15 protein-coding genes are annotated in these 16,959 nt (G+C 63.5%); 9 read left to right on the forward strand and 6 right to left on the reverse strand.

The window, feature by feature from the left end; genetic code table 11:
* Position 1: 1 nt before the first annotated feature.
* From rraA to ACNQPL_RS09480, 6 genes are all read left to right on the forward strand, one after another.
* Positions 2-493 carry a ribonuclease E activity regulator RraA gene (rraA, locus tag ACNQPL_RS09455; protein ID WP_416466523.1) on the forward strand — a complete coding sequence of 164 codons (492 nt, stop codon included), beginning with the start codon at positions 2-4 and terminating at the stop codon, positions 491-493.
* 27 nt (positions 494-520) lie between these two features.
* Positions 521-1,516 (forward strand): zinc transporter ZntB, encoded by a 996-nt coding sequence (locus ACNQPL_RS09460; RefSeq protein ID WP_387529920.1) that lies wholly within the window; start codon positions 521-523, stop codon positions 1,514-1,516.
* A 93-nt stretch (positions 1,517-1,609) separates the two neighbouring features.
* Positions 1,610-1,873, forward strand: a complete 264-nt coding sequence (locus ACNQPL_RS09465) for a CrfX protein (RefSeq protein WP_387529917.1) — start codon at positions 1,610-1,612, stop codon at positions 1,871-1,873.
* 2 nt (positions 1,874-1,875) lie between these two features.
* Positions 1,876-2,700 (forward strand): mechanosensitive ion channel family protein, encoded by an 825-nt coding sequence (locus ACNQPL_RS09470; RefSeq protein WP_416466524.1) that lies wholly within the window; start codon positions 1,876-1,878, stop codon positions 2,698-2,700.
* Positions 2,701-2,813: 113 nt separating this feature from the next.
* Positions 2,814-3,380 carry an RNA polymerase sigma factor SigX gene (sigX, locus tag ACNQPL_RS09475; protein ID WP_346613796.1) on the forward strand — a complete coding sequence of 189 codons (567 nt, stop codon included), beginning with the start codon at positions 2,814-2,816 and terminating at the stop codon, positions 3,378-3,380.
* A gap of 111 nt (positions 3,381-3,491) precedes the next feature.
* A complete protein-coding gene (locus ACNQPL_RS09480) occupies positions 3,492-4,529 on the forward strand; it encodes an OmpA family protein (protein WP_346613797.1) in 1,038 nt (345 codons plus the stop codon).
* Positions 4,530-4,608: 79 nt separating this feature from the next.
* Here ACNQPL_RS09480 and cobA read toward each other — a convergent pair whose 3' ends face one another.
* The 5 genes from cobA to ACNQPL_RS09505 form a co-directional block, all read right to left on the reverse strand.
* Positions 4,609-5,349: a uroporphyrinogen-III C-methyltransferase gene (gene cobA, locus ACNQPL_RS09485; protein ID WP_416466525.1), complete on the reverse strand. Its 741-nt coding sequence runs from the start codon at positions 5,347-5,349 to the stop codon at positions 4,609-4,611.
* A gap of 26 nt (positions 5,350-5,375) precedes the next feature.
* Positions 5,376-7,043, reverse strand: a complete 1,668-nt coding sequence (locus ACNQPL_RS09490; protein ID WP_416466526.1) for a protein kinase domain-containing protein — start codon at positions 7,041-7,043, stop codon at positions 5,376-5,378.
* A gap of 9 nt (positions 7,044-7,052) precedes the next feature.
* Positions 7,053-8,264, reverse strand: coding sequence for a nitrate/nitrite transporter (locus ACNQPL_RS09495; protein WP_346613800.1), 1,212 nt, complete (start codon positions 8,262-8,264; stop codon positions 7,053-7,055).
* Positions 8,265-8,416: 152 nt separating this feature from the next.
* Positions 8,417-8,992 carry an ANTAR domain-containing response regulator gene (locus tag ACNQPL_RS09500; RefSeq protein WP_387529900.1) on the reverse strand — a complete coding sequence of 192 codons (576 nt, stop codon included), beginning with the start codon at positions 8,990-8,992 and terminating at the stop codon, positions 8,417-8,419.
* Between the two features lie 11 nt (positions 8,993-9,003).
* A complete protein-coding gene (locus ACNQPL_RS09505; RefSeq protein ID WP_416466528.1) occupies positions 9,004-10,206 on the reverse strand; it encodes a CmpA/NrtA family ABC transporter substrate-binding protein in 1,203 nt (400 codons plus the stop codon).
* 129 nt (positions 10,207-10,335) lie between these two features.
* Here ACNQPL_RS09505 and ACNQPL_RS09510 point away from each other — a divergent pair, with 129 nt between their 5' ends.
* A complete protein-coding gene (locus ACNQPL_RS09510; protein WP_387529894.1) occupies positions 10,336-11,361 on the forward strand; it encodes a quinone-dependent dihydroorotate dehydrogenase in 1,026 nt (341 codons plus the stop codon).
* A gap of 97 nt (positions 11,362-11,458) precedes the next feature.
* Here the strand turns inward: ACNQPL_RS09510 and rmf are convergent, their stop codons facing one another.
* On the reverse strand, positions 11,459-11,674 hold the full coding sequence (gene rmf, locus ACNQPL_RS09515) for a ribosome modulation factor (RefSeq protein ID WP_003248687.1): 216 nt from the start codon (positions 11,672-11,674) through the stop codon (positions 11,459-11,461).
* Between the two features lie 561 nt (positions 11,675-12,235).
* Between rmf and rlmKL the strand changes: the two genes are divergently transcribed.
* A complete protein-coding gene (gene rlmKL / locus ACNQPL_RS09520) occupies positions 12,236-14,428 on the forward strand; it encodes a bifunctional 23S rRNA (guanine(2069)-N(7))-methyltransferase RlmK/23S rRNA (guanine(2445)-N(2))-methyltransferase RlmL (protein ID WP_346613804.1) in 2,193 nt (730 codons plus the stop codon).
* 95 nt (positions 14,429-14,523) lie between these two features.
* Entirely contained in the window at positions 14,524-16,917 is a 2,394-nt protein-coding gene (locus ACNQPL_RS09525) for a diguanylate cyclase (protein WP_416466529.1), read from the forward strand.
* The last annotated feature ends 42 nt before the right edge of the window (positions 16,918-16,959 follow it).

Consider the following 16,959-nt stretch of genomic DNA (forward strand, 5'->3'; position numbering starts at 1 on the left):
CATGCAGCATTACGTAACGCCCGACCTGTGCGACGCCTACCCGGAACTGGTCCAGGTGCTGGAACCGATGTTCAGCAACTTCGGTGGCCGCGATTCGTTCGGTGGCCAGATCGTCACCCTCAAGTGCTTTGAAGACAACTCGCTGGTCAAGGAGCAGGTAGAACTCGACGGCAAGGGCAAGGTGCTGGTGGTCGATGGTGGCGGCTCCCTGCGCTGTGCGTTGCTGGGCGACATGCTGGCCGAGAAGGCCGCCAGAAACGGCTGGGAAGGCCTGGTGATCTACGGCTGTGTACGTGACGTGGATATCCTGATCCAGACCGGCGTCGGCGTGCAGGCGCTGGCCAGTCACCCGAAAAAGAGCAACAAGCGTGGCGTTGGCGAACGCGACGTACCGGTGACCTTCGCCGGCGTCACCTTCCGCCCGGGCGAGTATGTGTATGCCGACAACAATGGCGTGATCGTCTCGCCAAGCCCGCTGAAAATGCCGGAGTGATGCGCCGCACGCGCTGATGGAGCTTTGATGTTCGAGGAAGACAACGCGCAGTGGGGGCTGGTGCATGCCCTGGTGCTCGATGGTAAAGGCGGCGCGCGCTCGATCGCCCGGACCGAGCTGGACGACCTGCAGCTGCAGCCACAGGAAAGCCTGTGGCTGCACTGGGATCGCAGCCATCCACAAACCCGTACCTGGTTGCTGCAGGCAAGCGGCCTGAGCGCGTTCGCCTGCGACCTGCTGCTGGAGGAGAACACGCGTCCGCGCCTGCTGCCGCTGGCCGATGAGCAGCTGTTGCTGTTTTTGCGCGGGGTCAACCTCAACCCGGGTGCCGAACCTGAAGACATGGTATCGGTACGAATCTTCGCCCAGGCGCGGCGGGTGATTTCCCTGCGCTTGCGGCCACTGCGCGCCAGTGACGAAATGCTCCAGCTGCTGGACGAGGGCAGGGGGCCGAAATCGGCGTCCGAACTGTTGCTGCTGATGGGCGAATTGCTGACGGAAAAGGTTCAAGGGTTGGTCAGCGACCTGTCGGAGCTGGTCGATCTGGAGGAAGAAAAGGTCGAAGCCGACGAACGGTACACGCCGGAGCAGGGCAGCCTGCAGCAAATTCGCCGGCGCGCCGCCGGTTTGCGGCGTTTTCTCGCCCCGCAGCGAGAAATCTACGCTCAGCTGTCGCGCAGCAAATGGAGCTGGTTCGCCGACGCCGACGCCGATTACTGGAACGAGCTCAACAACAGCCTGATCCGTTATCTGGAAGAGCTGGAACTGGCCCGCGAGCGCGCGGCGCTGGTGCTGGAAAGCGAGGACCGGCGGCGCAGCGAGCGCATGAACCGGACCATGTACCGCTTCGGCATCATCACCTGCATCTTCCTGCCCATGAGCTTTATCACCGGCCTGCTGGGGATCAACGTCGGCGGCATTCCGGGGGCGGATAACCCCTATGGCTTCCTGTTTGCCTGCATCGTCGTGCTGGGGCTGGCGGTAGGGCAGTGGTGGATGTTCCGCAAGCTGCGCTGGGTGTGAAAATGTCGAGTCATATTGAAACATTCGTGCCAGTGGGATGTGTGACCCATCGAACGGTGCCCTCGTCTCTGACTGACACTGCGCGAGGTGCACATGCACGATCCGTTTGAAGAATCCCTGCGTGACCTGCTCAAGGCGTCGCCGTCCGGTGAGGACAGAGACGACGCTGCGTGCCTGGGGCGCGTGCTGAAAACCGCTAACCGCCAGGTTGGCGCGGGTGATCTGTTCAGCCTGCTTGGCCGCTGGAGCCAGGCGCTGCTGATCGCTGTGAACAACGGCTCGGCGCATGTTGCGCCGGTGCGCCGCCATTCTGCCCGTAACGCTGCCCCTGGCAGCAAAGCTGATAAGGCCGATTGAATATGGAACTCGATCTCTGGACCCAGAGCCTGGTCACTGCCATGACCGCCCTATGGACCAAGGTAGCGAACTTCATCCCCAACCTGTTCGGCGCGCTAGTCGTGGTGCTGCTCGGTTTCGTGGTGGCCAAGCTGCTCGATACATTGCTGTCCAAACTGTTGGCCAAGTTCGGCCTGGACCGCCTGATGGCCGGTACAGGGCTGACCAAGATGCTCAGCCGGGGCGGCATCCAGGTGCCGATCTCGACCCTGATCGGCAAGATCGTCTACTGGTTCGTGCTGCTGATTTTCCTCGTCTCTGCCGCTGAATCGCTCGGCCTTGAGCGGGTTTCGGGTACCCTCGACATGCTCGCCCTGTACCTGCCCAAGGTGTTTGGCGCAGCCTTGATACTGCTGGCGGGCGTATTGTTGGCCCAGGTGGCAAACGGCCTGGTGCGGGGCGCCGCCGAGGGCATCGGCCTGGAGTATTCCGCAGGGCTCGGGCGCATTACCCAGGGGCTGGTGATCATCATCAGCATCTCGGTTGCCATCAGCCAGCTGGAGGTGAAAACCGACCTGCTGAACCATGTCATCGTCATTGGATTGATAACCGTTGGTCTGGCCGTTGCGCTTGCGATGGGCCTGGGCAGCCGCGAACTTGCCGGGCAGATTCTGGCTGGCATTTACGTTCGCGAACTCTTTCAGGTGGGCCAGCAGGTGCGGATTGGAGAGGTCGAAGGGCAGATCGAGGAAATTGGCACGGTCAAGACGACGCTGTTGACCGATGATGGCGAATTAGTGTCGCTGTCTAACCGCGTGCTGCTTGAGCAACGTGTCATTAGCCGCTAACCGCACAAAAGCTGTTAATGTATGCCGCCGCAAAAATCAGCCTGCGTGGCTGTGCGGCGACATTGACCTGACTGTCGGCCAGATCCGTTTTGAATAAAGTTCATTCGCCGCCCATGCGTTACGACCCCCGCGAGCTCACCGACGAGGAGTTGGTGGCGCGTTCGCATGAGGAGCTGTATCACGTTACCCGCGCCTATGAGGAACTCATGCGGCGCTACCAGCGGACCCTGTTCAACGTCTGTGCGCGTTATCTAGGGAACGACCGGGACGCGGACGATGTCTGTCAGGAAGTGATGCTGAAGGTGCTGTACGGTCTGAAGAACTTCGAGGGCAAATCCAAGTTCAAGACCTGGCTCTACAGCATCACGTACAACGAGTGCATTACCCAGTACCGCAAGGAGCGACGTAAACGTCGGTTGATGGATGCCCTGAGTCTTGACCCTGTTGAAGAGGCGTCTGAAGACAAGGCACCCAAACCCGAAGAGAAAGGCGGGCTGGACAAATGGCTTGTGCATGTCAACCCGATCGACCGTGAAATTTTGGTGCTGCGCTTTGTCGCAGAACTGGAATTCCAGGAGATTGCTGACATCATGCACATGGGTTTGAGCGCAACGAAAATGCGTTACAAGCGTGCGCTAGACAAGCTTCGGGAGAAATTTGCAGGCCTTGAGGAAACTTAATCACCTGCAAATATCTCTAACCAACCGGCGAGTTCTGCTAGACTTGCCGTCGAGTTGTCCCCCGTGTTGTTGGTGGGACTGCTTAACTATCACCAGATGGGGATTTAACGGATGAAATTGAAAAACACCTTGGGCTTGGCCATTGGCTCGCTCGTTGCCGCTACTTCGTTCGGCGTTCTGGCTCAAGGCCAAGGCGCAGTCGAAATCGAAGGTAACGTAACCAAGCAGTACTACGACAGCGAACGTAACTTCAAAAACGACGGCACCAACCCTGGTGTGCGCCTCGGTTACTTCCTGACCGACGACGTCTCCCTGGACCTGGGCTACAACGAGACTCACAACGCTCGTGGCGAAGTCTTCAACAAAGACATCAAAGGTTCCAAGGCCAAGCTCGATGCTACCTACCACTTCGGTACCGTAGGCGATGCTCTGCGTCCGTACGTTTCCGCTGGTTTCGCTCACGAGAGCCTGGGCCAGGCTACCCGTAGCGGCCGTGACCACTCCACCTTCGCCAACGTTGGCGCTGGCGCCAAGTGGTACATCACCGACATGTTCTTCGCCCGTGCTGGCGTTGAAGCCATGTACAACATCGACAACGGCAACACCGAGTGGGGCCCAACCGTTGGTGTGGGTCTGAACTTCGGCGGTAGCGGTGGCAAGGTTGCTCCTGCTCCGGCTCCAGTTGCTGAAGTCTGCTCCGACAGCGACAACGATGGCGTTTGCGACAACGTCGACAAGTGCCCTGACACCCCAGCCAACGTTACCGTTGACGCTGATGGCTGCCCGGCTGTTGCCGAAGTCGTTCGCGTTGAGCTGGACGTCAAGTTCGACTTCGACAAGTCGGTCGTCAAGCCTAACAGCTACGGCGACATCAAAAACCTGGCTGACTTCATGAAGCAGTACCCACAAACCACCACCGTGGTTGAAGGTCACACTGACTCCGTGGGCCCAGACGCTTACAACCAGAAGCTGTCCGAGCGTCGCGCCAATGCTGTCAAGCAGGTCCTGACCCAGCAGTACGGCGTGGAATCCACCCGTGTTGATTCGGTTGGCTACGGCGAAACCCGCCCAGTTGCTGACAACGCCACCGAAGAAGGCCGTGCTGTCAACCGTCGCGTTGAAGCTCAGGTAGAAGCTCAGTCCAAGTAATTGGCCTTAGGCTTCAATGAAAAACCCGGCCTAGGCCGGGTTTTTCTTTGCCCGCGATAAGGGCAGCACCGGCGCAGCATCAACCGGCAGCAGCCACCAGTGCCTGCATCACCTGCGCCCCAACCACCTCGCCAATCACCAGAATCGCCGGGCTGCGCAAGCCGAACGCCCGCGCATCCTCGAGCATCCCCTGCACATCGCTGCGGCATTCGCGCTGCTCAGGCAGTGATGCATTCTCGATCATCGCCACCGGTATCGTCGGCGCCATGCCACCGTCCAGCAAGCCCTGACGAATCTGCCCCAGCCGCGCCACACCCATATACACCACCAGGGTGGTGCCGCCCTGCGCCAAGGCTGCCCAATTCAGCTCGCTGTCATCCTGGGTATGTGCTGTCACCAGCGTCACCCCACGGCTGACGCCGCGCGAGGTGAGCGAAATGCCGCACTGCGTCGCGCCCGCCAGGCCTGCGGTAATACCGTTGACCACTTCCACCTCGATGCCATGGCCTTGCAGCCACAGTGCCTCTTCGCCGCCACGCCCGAAGATGCACGGGTCGCCGCCTTTGAGCCGCACCACGCAGCGCCCTTGCCGCGCATGGCGCAGCATTAGGCGCTGAATAAAGGCCTGTGGCGTGGAGCGGCAACCGCCACGCTTGCCCACGGCAATTACGCGTGCCTGCGGGCAGTGTTCCAGCACGGTCGGGTTGACCAGGTCGTCGATCATCACGACCTGCGCCTGCTGCAAGGCGCGTACGGCCTTCAGGGTGAGCAGTTCGGGGTCGCCAGGGCCGGCACCGACCAGCCAGACTTTTGCATTCATCAACGGTTCCTCATTGGCAGGTGTGTTCAGCCCTTGAGCAGGCTGAGCAGCAGTATCAAGTTGAGTAGCAGGGACAGCAGGGCCAAGGTGCGCCATACCTTCAGCGGCTCGCGTTCGAGCAGCGGGCGAGGCTGGCTGTTGAGGGCCTGACGGTCGCCCCGTTCGAGCAGCAACAGCCAATGTTCGGCGGTTTCGAAGCGTTGCGCCGGGTCTGCGGCCACCGCCTGTTGCAGGTTGTGCTGCAGCCACTCCGGCAAGTCGGGGCGATAGCGCGATGCATTGACCGGCTGGCCGAAGCGCGGGCGTTGGAAGGCCTCGACTTCGCCGTAGGGGTAGTGCCCGGTCAGCAGGTAATAAAGCGTGACACCTGCGGCATAGAGGTCCTGGCGCGGGCTGGGTGGCTGGCCTTCGAAGGCTTCCGGGGCGATGAACGAAGGCGTACCTGGCAGTTCGTGCAGGGAGGCTTGCGACAACCCGGGGCAGTACGCCAGGCCGAAGTCCAGCAGGCGCAGTTGGCCGTCTTCGCCCAGGTGCAGGTTGTCGGGCTTGATGTCGCGGTGCAGCAGGTTGCGCCGGTGCAACACGCCGACGGCCTGCAGCAGCTGGCGCGCCACCTCCAGCCACTGCGGCAGCGGTAGCGGGCCTTGCTCGGCAAGTTGCGCGGCCAGGGTGCGGCCGCTGTGCTCACGCATCACGTAGTAAAGGTGCTGGCGCTGGCTGGCGGTGTGCAGCTCGGGGAAGTGGCGGCCGGCAACCCGGCGCAGGAACCATTCTTCGAGCAACAGCGCCTGCGCAGCACCAGGCTCCTGTTCGCGTTCGGCGGGCAGGGTTTTCAGCAGCCACGGCTGGCCTTGCCCGTCGCGTACACGGTAGAGCAGGGACTGGCGGCTGTGCGCCAGGCGCGTCTCGACCCGCCAGCCATCAATCGCCTGGCCGTCGCGCAGCGCCCCTGGCAGCGGCCATTGCTGCAGTTGCACCAGGGTGTCTCCAAGGTTGCTGGCGCCCAATTGCTCTACCCGCACCAGCAAGGCGCTGGCGTTGTCCTGGCTGCCATTGTGATGGGCGCTGGCAACCAGGGTGTCGGCGGCTATTTGCAAGTCGGGCTGCTCGCGCAGTACGGCCTGGATGTGCTGGTCGCCCAGGCTGGCCCACACCCCGTCGCTGACCAGCAGGTAGCATTCGCCGGGCTGCAGGTCGCCGTCCAGGTAATCCACCAGCAGGTGCTGGTCCAGGCCCAGCGCGCGTTTGAGCACATGTTGCATGCCGGGCTGGTCCCAGACATGGTCTTCGCTCAGGCACTGCAGGCGACCGGCGTGCCAGCGGTAGGCGCGGCAGTCACCGACATGTGCCAAGGTGAAGCGGCGCCCACGCAGCACCAGGGCGCTGAGGGTGGTCAGCAGCGGCTGGCTGCCCTGGGCGCGCAGCCAGCGGTTCTGCGCCAGCAGCAGGCGGTCCAGGGCCTGGGCCACGCCCCAGGTGGCGGGCGTGGCGTAGTAGTCCATGGCCAGCGCCTGCAGGCTGGCCCGTGCTGCCAGGGCTCCGTCGGCACATTGGCTGACGCCGTCGGCAAGGGCGAACAGGTAGCCCTTGCTGGCGGCAAGTTCAGGCGCCGGGGTGACCAGGCGCAGGGCATCCTGGTTCTCTGCGCGCGGCCCGGTGGCGCTGGCCTGGGCGAAGCTCAGTTGCAGGCTCATCGATGTGCCTCAGACCCGCGCCGCGGTAACCGCCGCCGAGCCCCAGGTGGTGCGCCAGCGCTGCTTGACCCCATGCAGGCCGAACCAGGCCAGCACGCCCAGGCTGGCAAACAGCCAAAGGCCCATCTGGTAGTCGCCTGTGTGCTGCTTGATGGTGCCGAGCCCGGCTGCCAGCAGGAAGCCGCCGATGCCGCCAGCCATGCCGATCAGGCCGGTCATCACGCCGATCTCCTGGCGGAAGCGTTGCGGCACCAGCTGGAACACCGCGCCGTTGCCGGCGCCCAGGCCCAGCATGGCGCTGACGAACAGGGCCAGGGCCGCAGCGGCGCTAGGCAGGTTGAAACCGACTGCGGCGATGCAGATGGCCGCCACGCTGTACATCCCGAGCAGGGTGCGGATACCGCCGAAGCGGTCGGCCAAGGCGCCGCCCAGCGGGCGCATCAGGCTACCGGCGAAGACGCAGGCGGCAGTGTAGTAGCCGGCGGTGATCGGGCTCAGGCCGTACTGATCGCTGAAATACCCGGGCAGGGCGCTGGCCAGGCCAATGAAGCCGCCGAAGGTGACGCTGTAGAAGAACATGAACCACCAGCTGTCGCGATCGCCCAGCGCCTTGAGGTAGTCGGCCATGGCCTTGGGTTTGGGCCGTTGGGGTGCGTTGCGCGCGAGCAGGGCGAACAGCACCAGGGTGAGCACCAGCGGAATCACCGCGAAACCGAACACGTTGTTCCAGCCAAAGGCTGCGGCCAGCAGCGGCGCCAGCAGGGCGGCGAACACGGTGCCGGAATTGCCCGCGCCGGCGATGCCCATGGCCTTGCCCTGATGCTGGGGCGGGTACCATTGCGACGCGAGCGGCAGCGACACGGCGAACGACGCACCGGCAACCCCTAGAAACACGCCCAGCAGCAGTGCTTGCTCATAGGTGTGCACGCCCATGTACCAGGCGCTTGCGAGGGCGACGATGACGATGACCTGGCCGATCAACCCAGCGGTCTTCGGCGAAAGCCGGTCCACCAGCAGCCCCATGACGAAGCGCAGCACCGCGCCGGCGAGGATGGGCGTGGCGACCATCAGGCCGCGCTGCTGCGTACTCAATTGCAGGTCGGCGGCGATCTGCACCGCCAGCGGGCCCAGCAGGTACCAGACCATGAAACTCAGGTCGAAATACAGGAACGCGGCGAACAGCGTGGGCACATGCCCGGATTTCCAGAAGCTGGTACTCATCGAACACCTCACTCGGCAATGCAACGGAAACGAAAAGACGCCGCTACCCGGCCCACTGGCGTGGAGGGGAGAGCGACGTCTTTGTCGGGGTTTGTGGGCAACCGCCGTTGGCTACCGGTGCGATATCTTCAGCAAGAGCTGGGCCAACATCGCTAGCCAAGCATCTCGTGCATGGCAATGATCTGCTCGGCCACCTGTATCAGCTTCTGTTGCCGGCTCATGGCCTGGCGGCGCATCAGGGTGTAGGCCTGTTCTTCATTGCAGTCCTTCATCTTCATCAGCAAGCCTTTTGCCTGCTCGATGCGCTTGCGCTCGGCCAATTGCTGGTCGCGCGCCAGCAGTTGCGCCCTGAGCGCCTGGTCGCTTTCGAAGCGGGCCATTGCGACATCGAGGATCGGTTGCAGCCGGGCGGCGTGGATGCCTTCGACGATGTAGGCGCTGACGCCGGCCTGGATCGCCTGGCGCATCACGGCGGGGTCATGCTCGTCGGTGAACAGTACGATGGGCCGCGGCTGGTCGCGGCTGACCATCACTACTTGCTCCATCACATCCCGGTCGGGTGAGTCGGTATCGATCAACACCACGTCCGGGCGCACCGTTTCGACGCAGGCGGGCAGGTCGATGGTCAGGCCTGGCGCTTCGATCACCTCGAAACCGGCTTCGCGCAGCGCCGCCTTGAGCCGGCCAAGCTTGTTCTGGGTATCGTCGATCAGCAGGATGCGCAGCATGGTGGTGACCCTCACAGACCAATACGGGCATCGGGCGCATCGCCCAAGGCATGCAGGGGGAAGCTTCGGGCATAACCGAGTGGGTCGCTGCCGTCCCAGCGCTTGCCGTCGATCAGCAGGCTGCTGCGCATGGGCAGCGCCGGGCAAGGCACACCCAGTGCTTCGGCGGCCTCGTGGTAAAGCGACAGTTGCTGGACCTGGCGGGCCACGCCGAGGTAATCGGGGTCGTCGCGCAGCAGGCCCCAACGGCGGAACTGGGTCATGAACCACATGCCGTCGGACAGGTACGGCAGGTTGGCGCGGCCCTGATCGAACAGGTGCAAGGCATGCGGGTCCTGCCAGTGGTTGCCCAGGCCGTCCTGATACGCGCCAAGCAGGCGCGGTTCGACGGTTTCGATCGGCGTGTCCAGGTAGGCGCTGCCGCTGAGCAATTGCGCGGTGCTGCGGCGGTTTTCCTGGCTTTGTTCGATGAAGCGGCTGGCGGCGAGGATCGACTTGATCAGCGCGCGCGCGCTGTTGGGATAGTGTTCGGCAAAGGTGCGGGCGCAGGCCAGGACCTTTTCGGGGTGGTCGGGCCAGATCGACTGGCTGGTAGCCAGGGTAAAACCTTGGCCCTGGGCCACGGCAGCGGCAGCCCAGGGTTCGCCCACGCAGAAGCCGTCGATGCGGCCAGCCTGGATGTGCGCGGCCATCTGGGCCGGCGGCACCACCACGCTGTTGACGTCATGCAGCGGGTGGATGCCCTGGCTTGCCAGCCAGTAATACAGCCACATGGCATGGGTGCCGGTGGGGAAGGTCTGGGCGAAGGTCAGCTTTGCACCGTGCTGGTGCACCAGGCGCGCCAGTGCCTCAGGGCTGGTCACCCCCTTGCGCTGCAGGGCAGGCGACAGGTTGATGGCCTGGGCGTTCTGGTTCAGCCCCATGAGCACGGCCATATCGCTGGCCGGCACCCCGCCGATGCCCAGGTGCACGGCGTAGACCAGGCCGTACAGGCAATGCGCGGCATCCAGTTCGCCGCTGGCCAGTTTGTCGCGCAGGCTGGCCCATGAGCCCTGGCGCTTCAGGTTAAGTGTCAGGCCGTGCTGCTGTGCAAAGCCTTGGGTGGCGGCAACCACCACCGAGGCGCAATCGGTCAGGGCCATGAAGCCGATATCGAGGCTGGGCTTTTCTGGCGCGTCGCTGCCGTTTACCCAGGCCAGGGCTGATGTATTCACGTAGATCCTCGCCGGTACGGATTAGGCCGTTATGCAGGCGATGTAGCAACGCATGTGCCAAGGCGCTGTCATGCTGCGCGCGCGCTGGCTATAATCGCACCCTCACTCAACCCTGAGCCTTGCCCGCCCATGTATACCCTGGCCCGCCAGCTGCTGTTCAAGCTTTCCCCGGAAACCTCCCATGACCTTTCCCTGGACCTGATCGGTGCCGGTGGGCGCCTCGGGCTCAATGGCGTGCTGTGCAAGCAGCCGGCGGCGTTGCCAGTGAGCGTGATGGGCTTGAACTTCGCCAACCCGGTTGGCCTGGCCGCTGGCCTGGACAAGAACGGCGCGGCCATCGACGGTTTTGCCCAGCTGGGCTTTGGCTTCGTCGAAATCGGCACCGTGACGCCGCGCCCGCAGCCGGGCAACCCGAAGCCGCGGCTGTTCCGCCTGCCAGAGGCCACGGCGATCATCAACCGCATGGGCTTCAACAACCTGGGTGTCGATCACCTGCTGGAGCGGGTAAGGGCTTCGCGCTACGACGGCGTGCTGGGCATCAACATCGGCAAGAACTTCGATACCCCGGTCGAGCGTGCGGTCGACGACTACCTGATCTGCCTGAACAAGGTCTACACCGAAGCCAGCTACATCACCGTCAACATCAGCTCGCCGAATACGCCAGGCCTGCGCAGCCTGCAGTTCGGCGATTCGCTCAAGCAACTGCTCGATGCGTTGGCCGAGCGCCGCGAGCAGCTGGCCGGCGAGCATGGCAAGCGGGTACCGTTGGCGATCAAGATCGCGCCGGACATGAGCGATGAAGAGACCGCGCTGGTGGCGGCAACGCTGATGGAATCGGGTATGGATGCGGTGATCGCCACCAACACCACCATGGGCCGTGAAGGCGTCGAGCGCCTGCCGCATGGCGGCGAAGCCGGTGGCTTGTCGGGTGCGCCGGTGCTGGAGAAAAGCACCCATATCGTCAAGGTGCTGGCCGCCGAGCTGGCTGGCAAGATGCCTATCATTGCTGCCGGTGGTATTACCGAGGGCCGTCATGCCGCAGAGAAGATCGCTGCCGGGGCGAGCCTGGTGCAAATCTACTCGGGCTTCATCTACAAAGGGCCGGCACTGATCCGTGAAGCGGTGGATGCCATTGCTGCAATGCCGCGGGCATAACACGCAGGCATAAAAAAGGGCCCCATCTAGGGGCCCCTGGGCCTTAGCCCGCCGCCCGGATGGGGCGTGCATGGTAATTCGAATTCAGTGTCCTCGATCAGCCAACGGCGTGATTTTCGTTGAGTCTATGGATGCCAGCGGTGCCAGTCATACCGTCCCAGTTATCACCGCGACCTTCACGCCAGCCGTTGATCCAGGCTTGGCGAACTGAAGGTAGATTGAAAGGGCAAAGTTCGCGGGATTTGCCGGTGACCCCATATTGGTAGCCACGTGAATATGCTCTTTCCAACGGATCACGCTTAAGTCTTCTCATAGGGTGTTGCCCTCACTTGTTGACTGTAATGTCCCGTCGGCCTCTCCGAGGCCGGGCAGAGTCTTTCTGCCGGTTTGCGCCCGCTGCCGGCGTGGCGGGCTGAAGGTGCCGCCTCGTTGCGAAGCGGCCTGAGACCAGTTCTAACGAATGCGGGTGACGGTGTGAATGATCGATTTGTCATAAGCACGTAACCTTTCCAAGGGTGAGGGGATAAGTAAATAAATGCGACTCAACCTTATTTGGGGTTGGGCCCGCTATGATCGGGGTTTGCGGAACATTGACGTCATTTCGCCAGCGTTGCAGCGTGGTGTCAGAAATATTCAGCAATGCGACGAAGGGTCACATCTACCCCGTTATCGTTAGAAATTATTCGTACTGCCTGATGATCTAAGCTGTTTCTGCCACCGGCGAGAGCAGCTCGATCAGGCGGCCCGGCCAGCCCGCTGCAGCATGATGCGCAGGGGAGGCCACTCGGACGCTTGCTGGAAGGGCGTTCGGGCAAACATCGGCGGGGCGATGCGTCGCCTCGTCACTCAAATAGCCAAAGGCTCTGGAATTTACATGTCGGACCGTTTCGAACTCTATCTCACCTGCCCCAAAGGCCTGGAAGGCCTGCTTGCCGAAGAGGCCAAGGGCCTCGGCCTTGACGAAGTGCGTGAGCACACCTCGGCCATCCGCGGCGCCGCCGACATGGAAACCGCCTACCGCCTGTGCCTCTGGTCGCGCCTGGCCAACCGCGTGCTGCTGGTGCTCAAGCGCTTCAACATGAAGAACGCTGATGACCTGTACGACGGCGTCAACGCAGTCGACTGGGCTGACCACCTGGCCGCCGACGGCACGCTGGCCGTCGAATTCAGCGGCCATGGTTCGGGTATCGACAACACCCACTTTGGTGCGCTCAAGGTCAAGGATGCGATCGTCGACAAGCTGCGCAACCGTGAGGGCCTGCGCCCATCGGTGGAGAAAATCGACCCGGACGTGCGCGTGCACCTGCGCCTGGATCGTGGCGAGGCCATCCTTTCGCTCGACCTCTCCGGCCACAGCCTGCACCAGCGCGGCTACCGCCTGCAGCAAGGTGCTGCGCCGCTCAAGGAAAACCTGGCAGCGGCCGTGCTGATCCGCGCCGGCTGGCCACGCATCGCCGCCGAGGGCGGCGCCCTGGCCGACCCGATGTGCGGTGTGGGTACCTTCCTGGTCGAAGCGGCCATGATCGCAGCCGACATGGCGCCCAACCTCAAGCGTGAGCGCTGGGGCTTCAGTGCCTGGCTGGGCCATGTGCCGGCCACCTGGCGCAAGGTTCACGAAGAGGCCCAGGCCCGCGCGCAAGCGGGCCTGGCCAAGCCACCCCTGTGGATACGTGGCTACGAGGCCGACCCGCGGCTGATCCAGCCGGGCCGCAACAACGTCGAGCGTGCAGGCCTGAGCGACTGGATCAAGATCTACCAGGGTGAGGTGGCCAGCTTCGAGCCGCGCCCGGACCAGAACCAGAAAGGCCTGGTCATCAGCAACCCGCCGTATGGCGAGCGCCTGGGTGATGAAGCCAGCTTGCTGTACCTCTACCAGAACCTCGGCGAGCGCCTGCGCCAGGCGTGCATGGGCTGGGAAGCGGCGGTGTTTACCGGTGCCCCCGAGCTGGGCAAGCGCATGGGCATCCGCAGCCACAAACAGTACGCGTTCTGGAACGGTGCGCTGCCGTGCAAGCTGCTGCTGTTCAAGGTGCAGCCTGACCAGTTCGTCACCGGCGAACGCCGCGAGGCCCAGGCCGACAACGCTGATACCGCTCGCCAGGCGCCGGTGGCCAATGAGCCGGCACGCCTGTCGGAAGGCGCGCAGATGTTCGCCAACCGCCTGCAGAAAAACCTCAAGCAACTGGGCAAATGGGCGCGCAAGGAGCAGGTCGACTGCTACCGCGTGTACGATGCCGACATGCCTGAGTACGCCGTGGCGGTCGACCTTTATCAGGATTGGGTACACGTGCAGGAATACGCCGCGCCGCGCTCCATCGACCCGGAAAAGGCCCAGTCGCGCCTGCTCGATGCCTTGGCAGCGATCCCCCAGGCACTGGGCATCGACCCGCAGCGCGTGGTGCTCAAGCGCCGTGAGCGTCAGAGCGGCACCCGCCAGTATGAGCGCCAGGCTACCGAAGGGCGCTTCCAGGAGGTGAACGAAGGCGGCGTCAAGCTGCTGGTGAACCTGACCGACTACCTCGATACCGGGTTGTTCCTCGACCACCGCCCGATGCGCATGCGCATTCAGCGCGAGGCTGCCGGCAAGCGCTTCCTCAACCTGTTCTGCTATACCGCCACGGCCAGCGTGCATGCCGCCAAGGGCGGTGCACGCAGCACCACCAGCGTCGACCTGTCGAAGACTTACCTGGACTGGGCGCGGCGCAACCTGTCGCTGAACGGTTTTTCCGAGCGCAACCGCCTGGAACAAGGTGATGTGATGGCCTGGCTGGAAGCCAACCGCGACAGCTATGACCTGATCTTCATCGACCCGCCAACCTTCTCCAACTCCAAGCGGATGGAAGGCGTGTTCGACGTTCAGCGTGACCATGTGCAACTGCTCGACCTGGCCATGGCACGCCTGGCGCCCGGCGGCGTGCTGTATTTCTCCAACAACTTCCGCAAGTTCCAGCTCGACGAGCACCTGGATGCGCGGTACGTGGTGGAAGAAATCACTGCCCAGACCCTGGACCCGGACTTCGCCCGTAACAACCGCATCCATCGCGCCTGGCGCCTGCAATTGCGTTAATTGAGACGAGCTACATTGCGTGGCTAATGGCCAATAGCTATAACTCTGCTCAGGGCCAGAATTTTCGCAGGACGCTGACGTGATGAGAGTTGTCTATGTCGAAGCATGGCGTGCGTGCGAAGGTACTGGGCGTGTGCAGCGAGGCAATGGCTGCCTGGGCCTTGGCGTTGGCGGCGCTGGTAGCCGGCGGCTTGCTGTCGGTTGCTTTGGCGCTGGCCACGCAGGCGTTCTACAAGCAGCAGCTGCGCCAGCGCTTCGAGCTGCTGGCCAGCGAGCGTTATAGCCGTATTGCCGAGCGTTTCGAGGATCAGGAGCAGCGCCTTGACGCGTTGCGGCGCTTCTTCGATTTCTCCCACGAAGTCACCCCTCACGAATTCGACGGCTACGCGCGGCCCTTGCTGCGCCGCACCTTGGCCTATTCCTGGGCCCCCCGGGTCGAGGCCGCGCAGCGGGCCGAGTTCGAGCGTCGGGCCAGTGACGCACTGGGGCAGGCGTATGGCATCCGCGACCTCGATAGCCAAGGCAACTGGCAGCCGGCACCGCCCCGCGATCACTACTACCCGGTGCTGTACACCCAGGCCACCCTCCAGCATGGCCAACCCTACGGCCTGGACCTGCGCGGGCAGGTGACCCGTCAGCAGACCCTGCTGCGTGCCTTGCAGCCCGGCAGCATGGCGGTGTCTGCGCCGCTGGACATGATCAATGTGGTACCGGGCTACAGCCGCGGGCTGTTGATGGTGGCGCCTGTCTTTGCCGGGACCCAACCCGAGGTGCCTCCCGCAGGCTATGTGATGGCGTTGTTGAACCTGCGCCAGCTGATTACCGAAGGCTTGCCGGCCGCCGCCGAGGACAACCTGGTGGTGCGCATTTTCGACCCCAGCGGGCGCGACGGGCATGAGGTGTTGTTCGACTCCCAGAACTCGCCTGCGCCATTGGCTTTGGCCAGCACGCAGTCGCTGCACTTGGCCGATCACTTCTTTGAGCTCGATATCCGCCCAAGCCAGGTGTTCATGCAGGGCAATCGTTCTACGGCAGCGCTGGCGGTGGGCTTGCTCGGTGGCCTGTTGAGCCTGCTGCTCAGTGCCTTGCTCTATAACCTGTTCAGCCAGCGGCAGCGGGCGCTGACGCTGGTCGAGCAGCGTACGGCAGAACTGCGGGTCAGCGAGCAGTCGCTGCGCGAGACCCATAATCAGCTGCGCAGCGTGCTCGATGCCGCCACCCAGGTCGCTATCATCGCCACCAGCCTGAAGGGCGTGGTCAGCACCTTCAATGCCGGTGCCGAGCGCATGCTGGGCTATTCAGCCAGTGAAGCGATCGGCCATCTGCAGCTCGAGGACCTGGTCTTGCCAGAGGAGCTCAGCCAGCGCGCCCACGCCTTGAGCCAGCGCTATGGTCGGCACATTGCCGGGGGGCAGGCGATGTTCGCCGAAACCATCCAGGAGGGTGGTGCGCAGCCCGGGGAGTGGACCCTGGTGCGCAAGGACGGCAGCCAATTGCTGGCCAACATGCTGGTGACCGCGGTGCTGGACGAGCAGGGGCTGTGGGTCGGCCATCTGGCGATCTGCATCGACGTCACCGAGCGGCGTCGGGTACACGAGGCGCTGGCGCTGCGGGACCGGCTGCTGGAAAAGCTCAGTGCAGAGGTGCCCGGCGGCATCTATCAGTATCGCCTCGACCCGGATGGGCACTCGTGTTTCCCGTACGCCAGCCAGGGGCTGTTCGATATTTACGAGGTCGACTTGCAGCTGCTGCGCGAGGACGCCTCGGCGGTATTCGAGCGTATTCACCCCGATGACCTGGAGCGCGTCCGGCGCTCGGTGCGTGACTCCGCCGAACACCTGTCACCCTGGCGTGAAGAATACCGGGTCTGTTTGCCCCGGGCCGGCTTGCGCTGGGTGCGCGGCGAGGCTACGCCGGAGGTGGGGGAAGAGGGCTGCACCCTGTGGCATGGCTACCTCACTGATATCTCTGACCTCAAGGGCGTGGAGGAGGACTTGCGGGCGCTGTCGGTGACCGATGCCCTCACCGGTATCCATAACCGGCGTTATTTCCAGGAGCGCCTCAAGGTCGAATTGGACCGCGCACAGCGTGATGAGTTGGATCTTGCAGTGATCATGCTCGATATCGACCACTTCAAACGGATCAACGACCAGTTTGGCCATGCGGTCGGGGACCATGTGTTGCGCAGCTTGTGCCAGCGCATTGGCCAGCGCTTGCGGCGCACTGATGTGTTCTGCCGATTGGGCGGGGAGGAGTTCATGGTGCTGTGCCCGGGCAGCGATGCCGAACAGGCACGGCTGCTGGCCATGGAGCTGTGGCAGGGCGTGCGCAATGTGCCGGTCGAGGGGGTAGGCATGGTGACCGCGAGCTTTGGCGTGGCAGGCTGGCGGCCAGGGGAGGGGGCTGATGCACTGTTGTTGCGGGCAGATGCCGGGGTGTATGCGGCGAAGCAGGCGGGCAGGGACCGGGTCGAAGGCGAGCTGAACTGATGCTTGAAAGGCCAGGCCTGCCGCACCCGCTACAGGAGCGGC

Source organism: Pseudomonas sp. LFS044, assembly GCF_047978245.1.
Taxonomy (GTDB): Bacteria; Pseudomonadota; Gammaproteobacteria; order Pseudomonadales; family Pseudomonadaceae; genus Aquipseudomonas.

Coding starts and splice junctions, on each gene's coding strand:
- ACNQPL_RS09495 (WP_346613800.1), bottom strand. CDS start 8,264: ATGAGTACCAGCTTCTGGAAATCCGGGCATGTGCCCACGCTGTTCGCC.
- cobA (WP_416466525.1), bottom strand. CDS start 5,349: ATGAATGCAAAAGTCTGGCTGGTCGGTGCCGGCCCTGGCGACCCCGAA.
- ACNQPL_RS09510 (WP_387529894.1), top strand. CDS start 10,336: ATGTATACCCTGGCCCGCCAGCTGCTGTTCAAGCTTTCCCCGGAAACC.
- rraA (WP_416466523.1), top strand. CDS start 2: ATGCAGCATTACGTAACGCCCGACCTGTGCGACGCCTACCCGGAACTG.
- rmf (WP_003248687.1), bottom strand. CDS start 11,674: ATGAGAAGACTTAAGCGTGATCCGTTGGAAAGAGCATATTCACGTGGC.
- ACNQPL_RS09500 (WP_387529900.1), bottom strand. CDS start 8,992: ATGCTGCGCATCCTGCTGATCGACGATACCCAGAACAAGCTTGGCCGG.
- ACNQPL_RS09480 (WP_346613797.1), top strand. CDS start 3,492: ATGAAATTGAAAAACACCTTGGGCTTGGCCATTGGCTCGCTCGTTGCC.
- rlmKL (WP_346613804.1), top strand. CDS start 12,236: ATGTCGGACCGTTTCGAACTCTATCTCACCTGCCCCAAAGGCCTGGAA.
- ACNQPL_RS09490 (WP_416466526.1), bottom strand. CDS start 7,043: ATGAGCCTGCAACTGAGCTTCGCCCAGGCCAGCGCCACCGGGCCGCGC.
- ACNQPL_RS09460 (WP_387529920.1), top strand. CDS start 521: ATGTTCGAGGAAGACAACGCGCAGTGGGGGCTGGTGCATGCCCTGGTG.
- ACNQPL_RS09470 (WP_416466524.1), top strand. CDS start 1,876: ATGGAACTCGATCTCTGGACCCAGAGCCTGGTCACTGCCATGACCGCC.
- sigX (WP_346613796.1), top strand. CDS start 2,814: ATGCGTTACGACCCCCGCGAGCTCACCGACGAGGAGTTGGTGGCGCGT.
- ACNQPL_RS09525 (WP_416466529.1), top strand. CDS start 14,524: ATGTCGAAGCATGGCGTGCGTGCGAAGGTACTGGGCGTGTGCAGCGAG.
- ACNQPL_RS09465 (WP_387529917.1), top strand. CDS start 1,610: ATGCACGATCCGTTTGAAGAATCCCTGCGTGACCTGCTCAAGGCGTCG.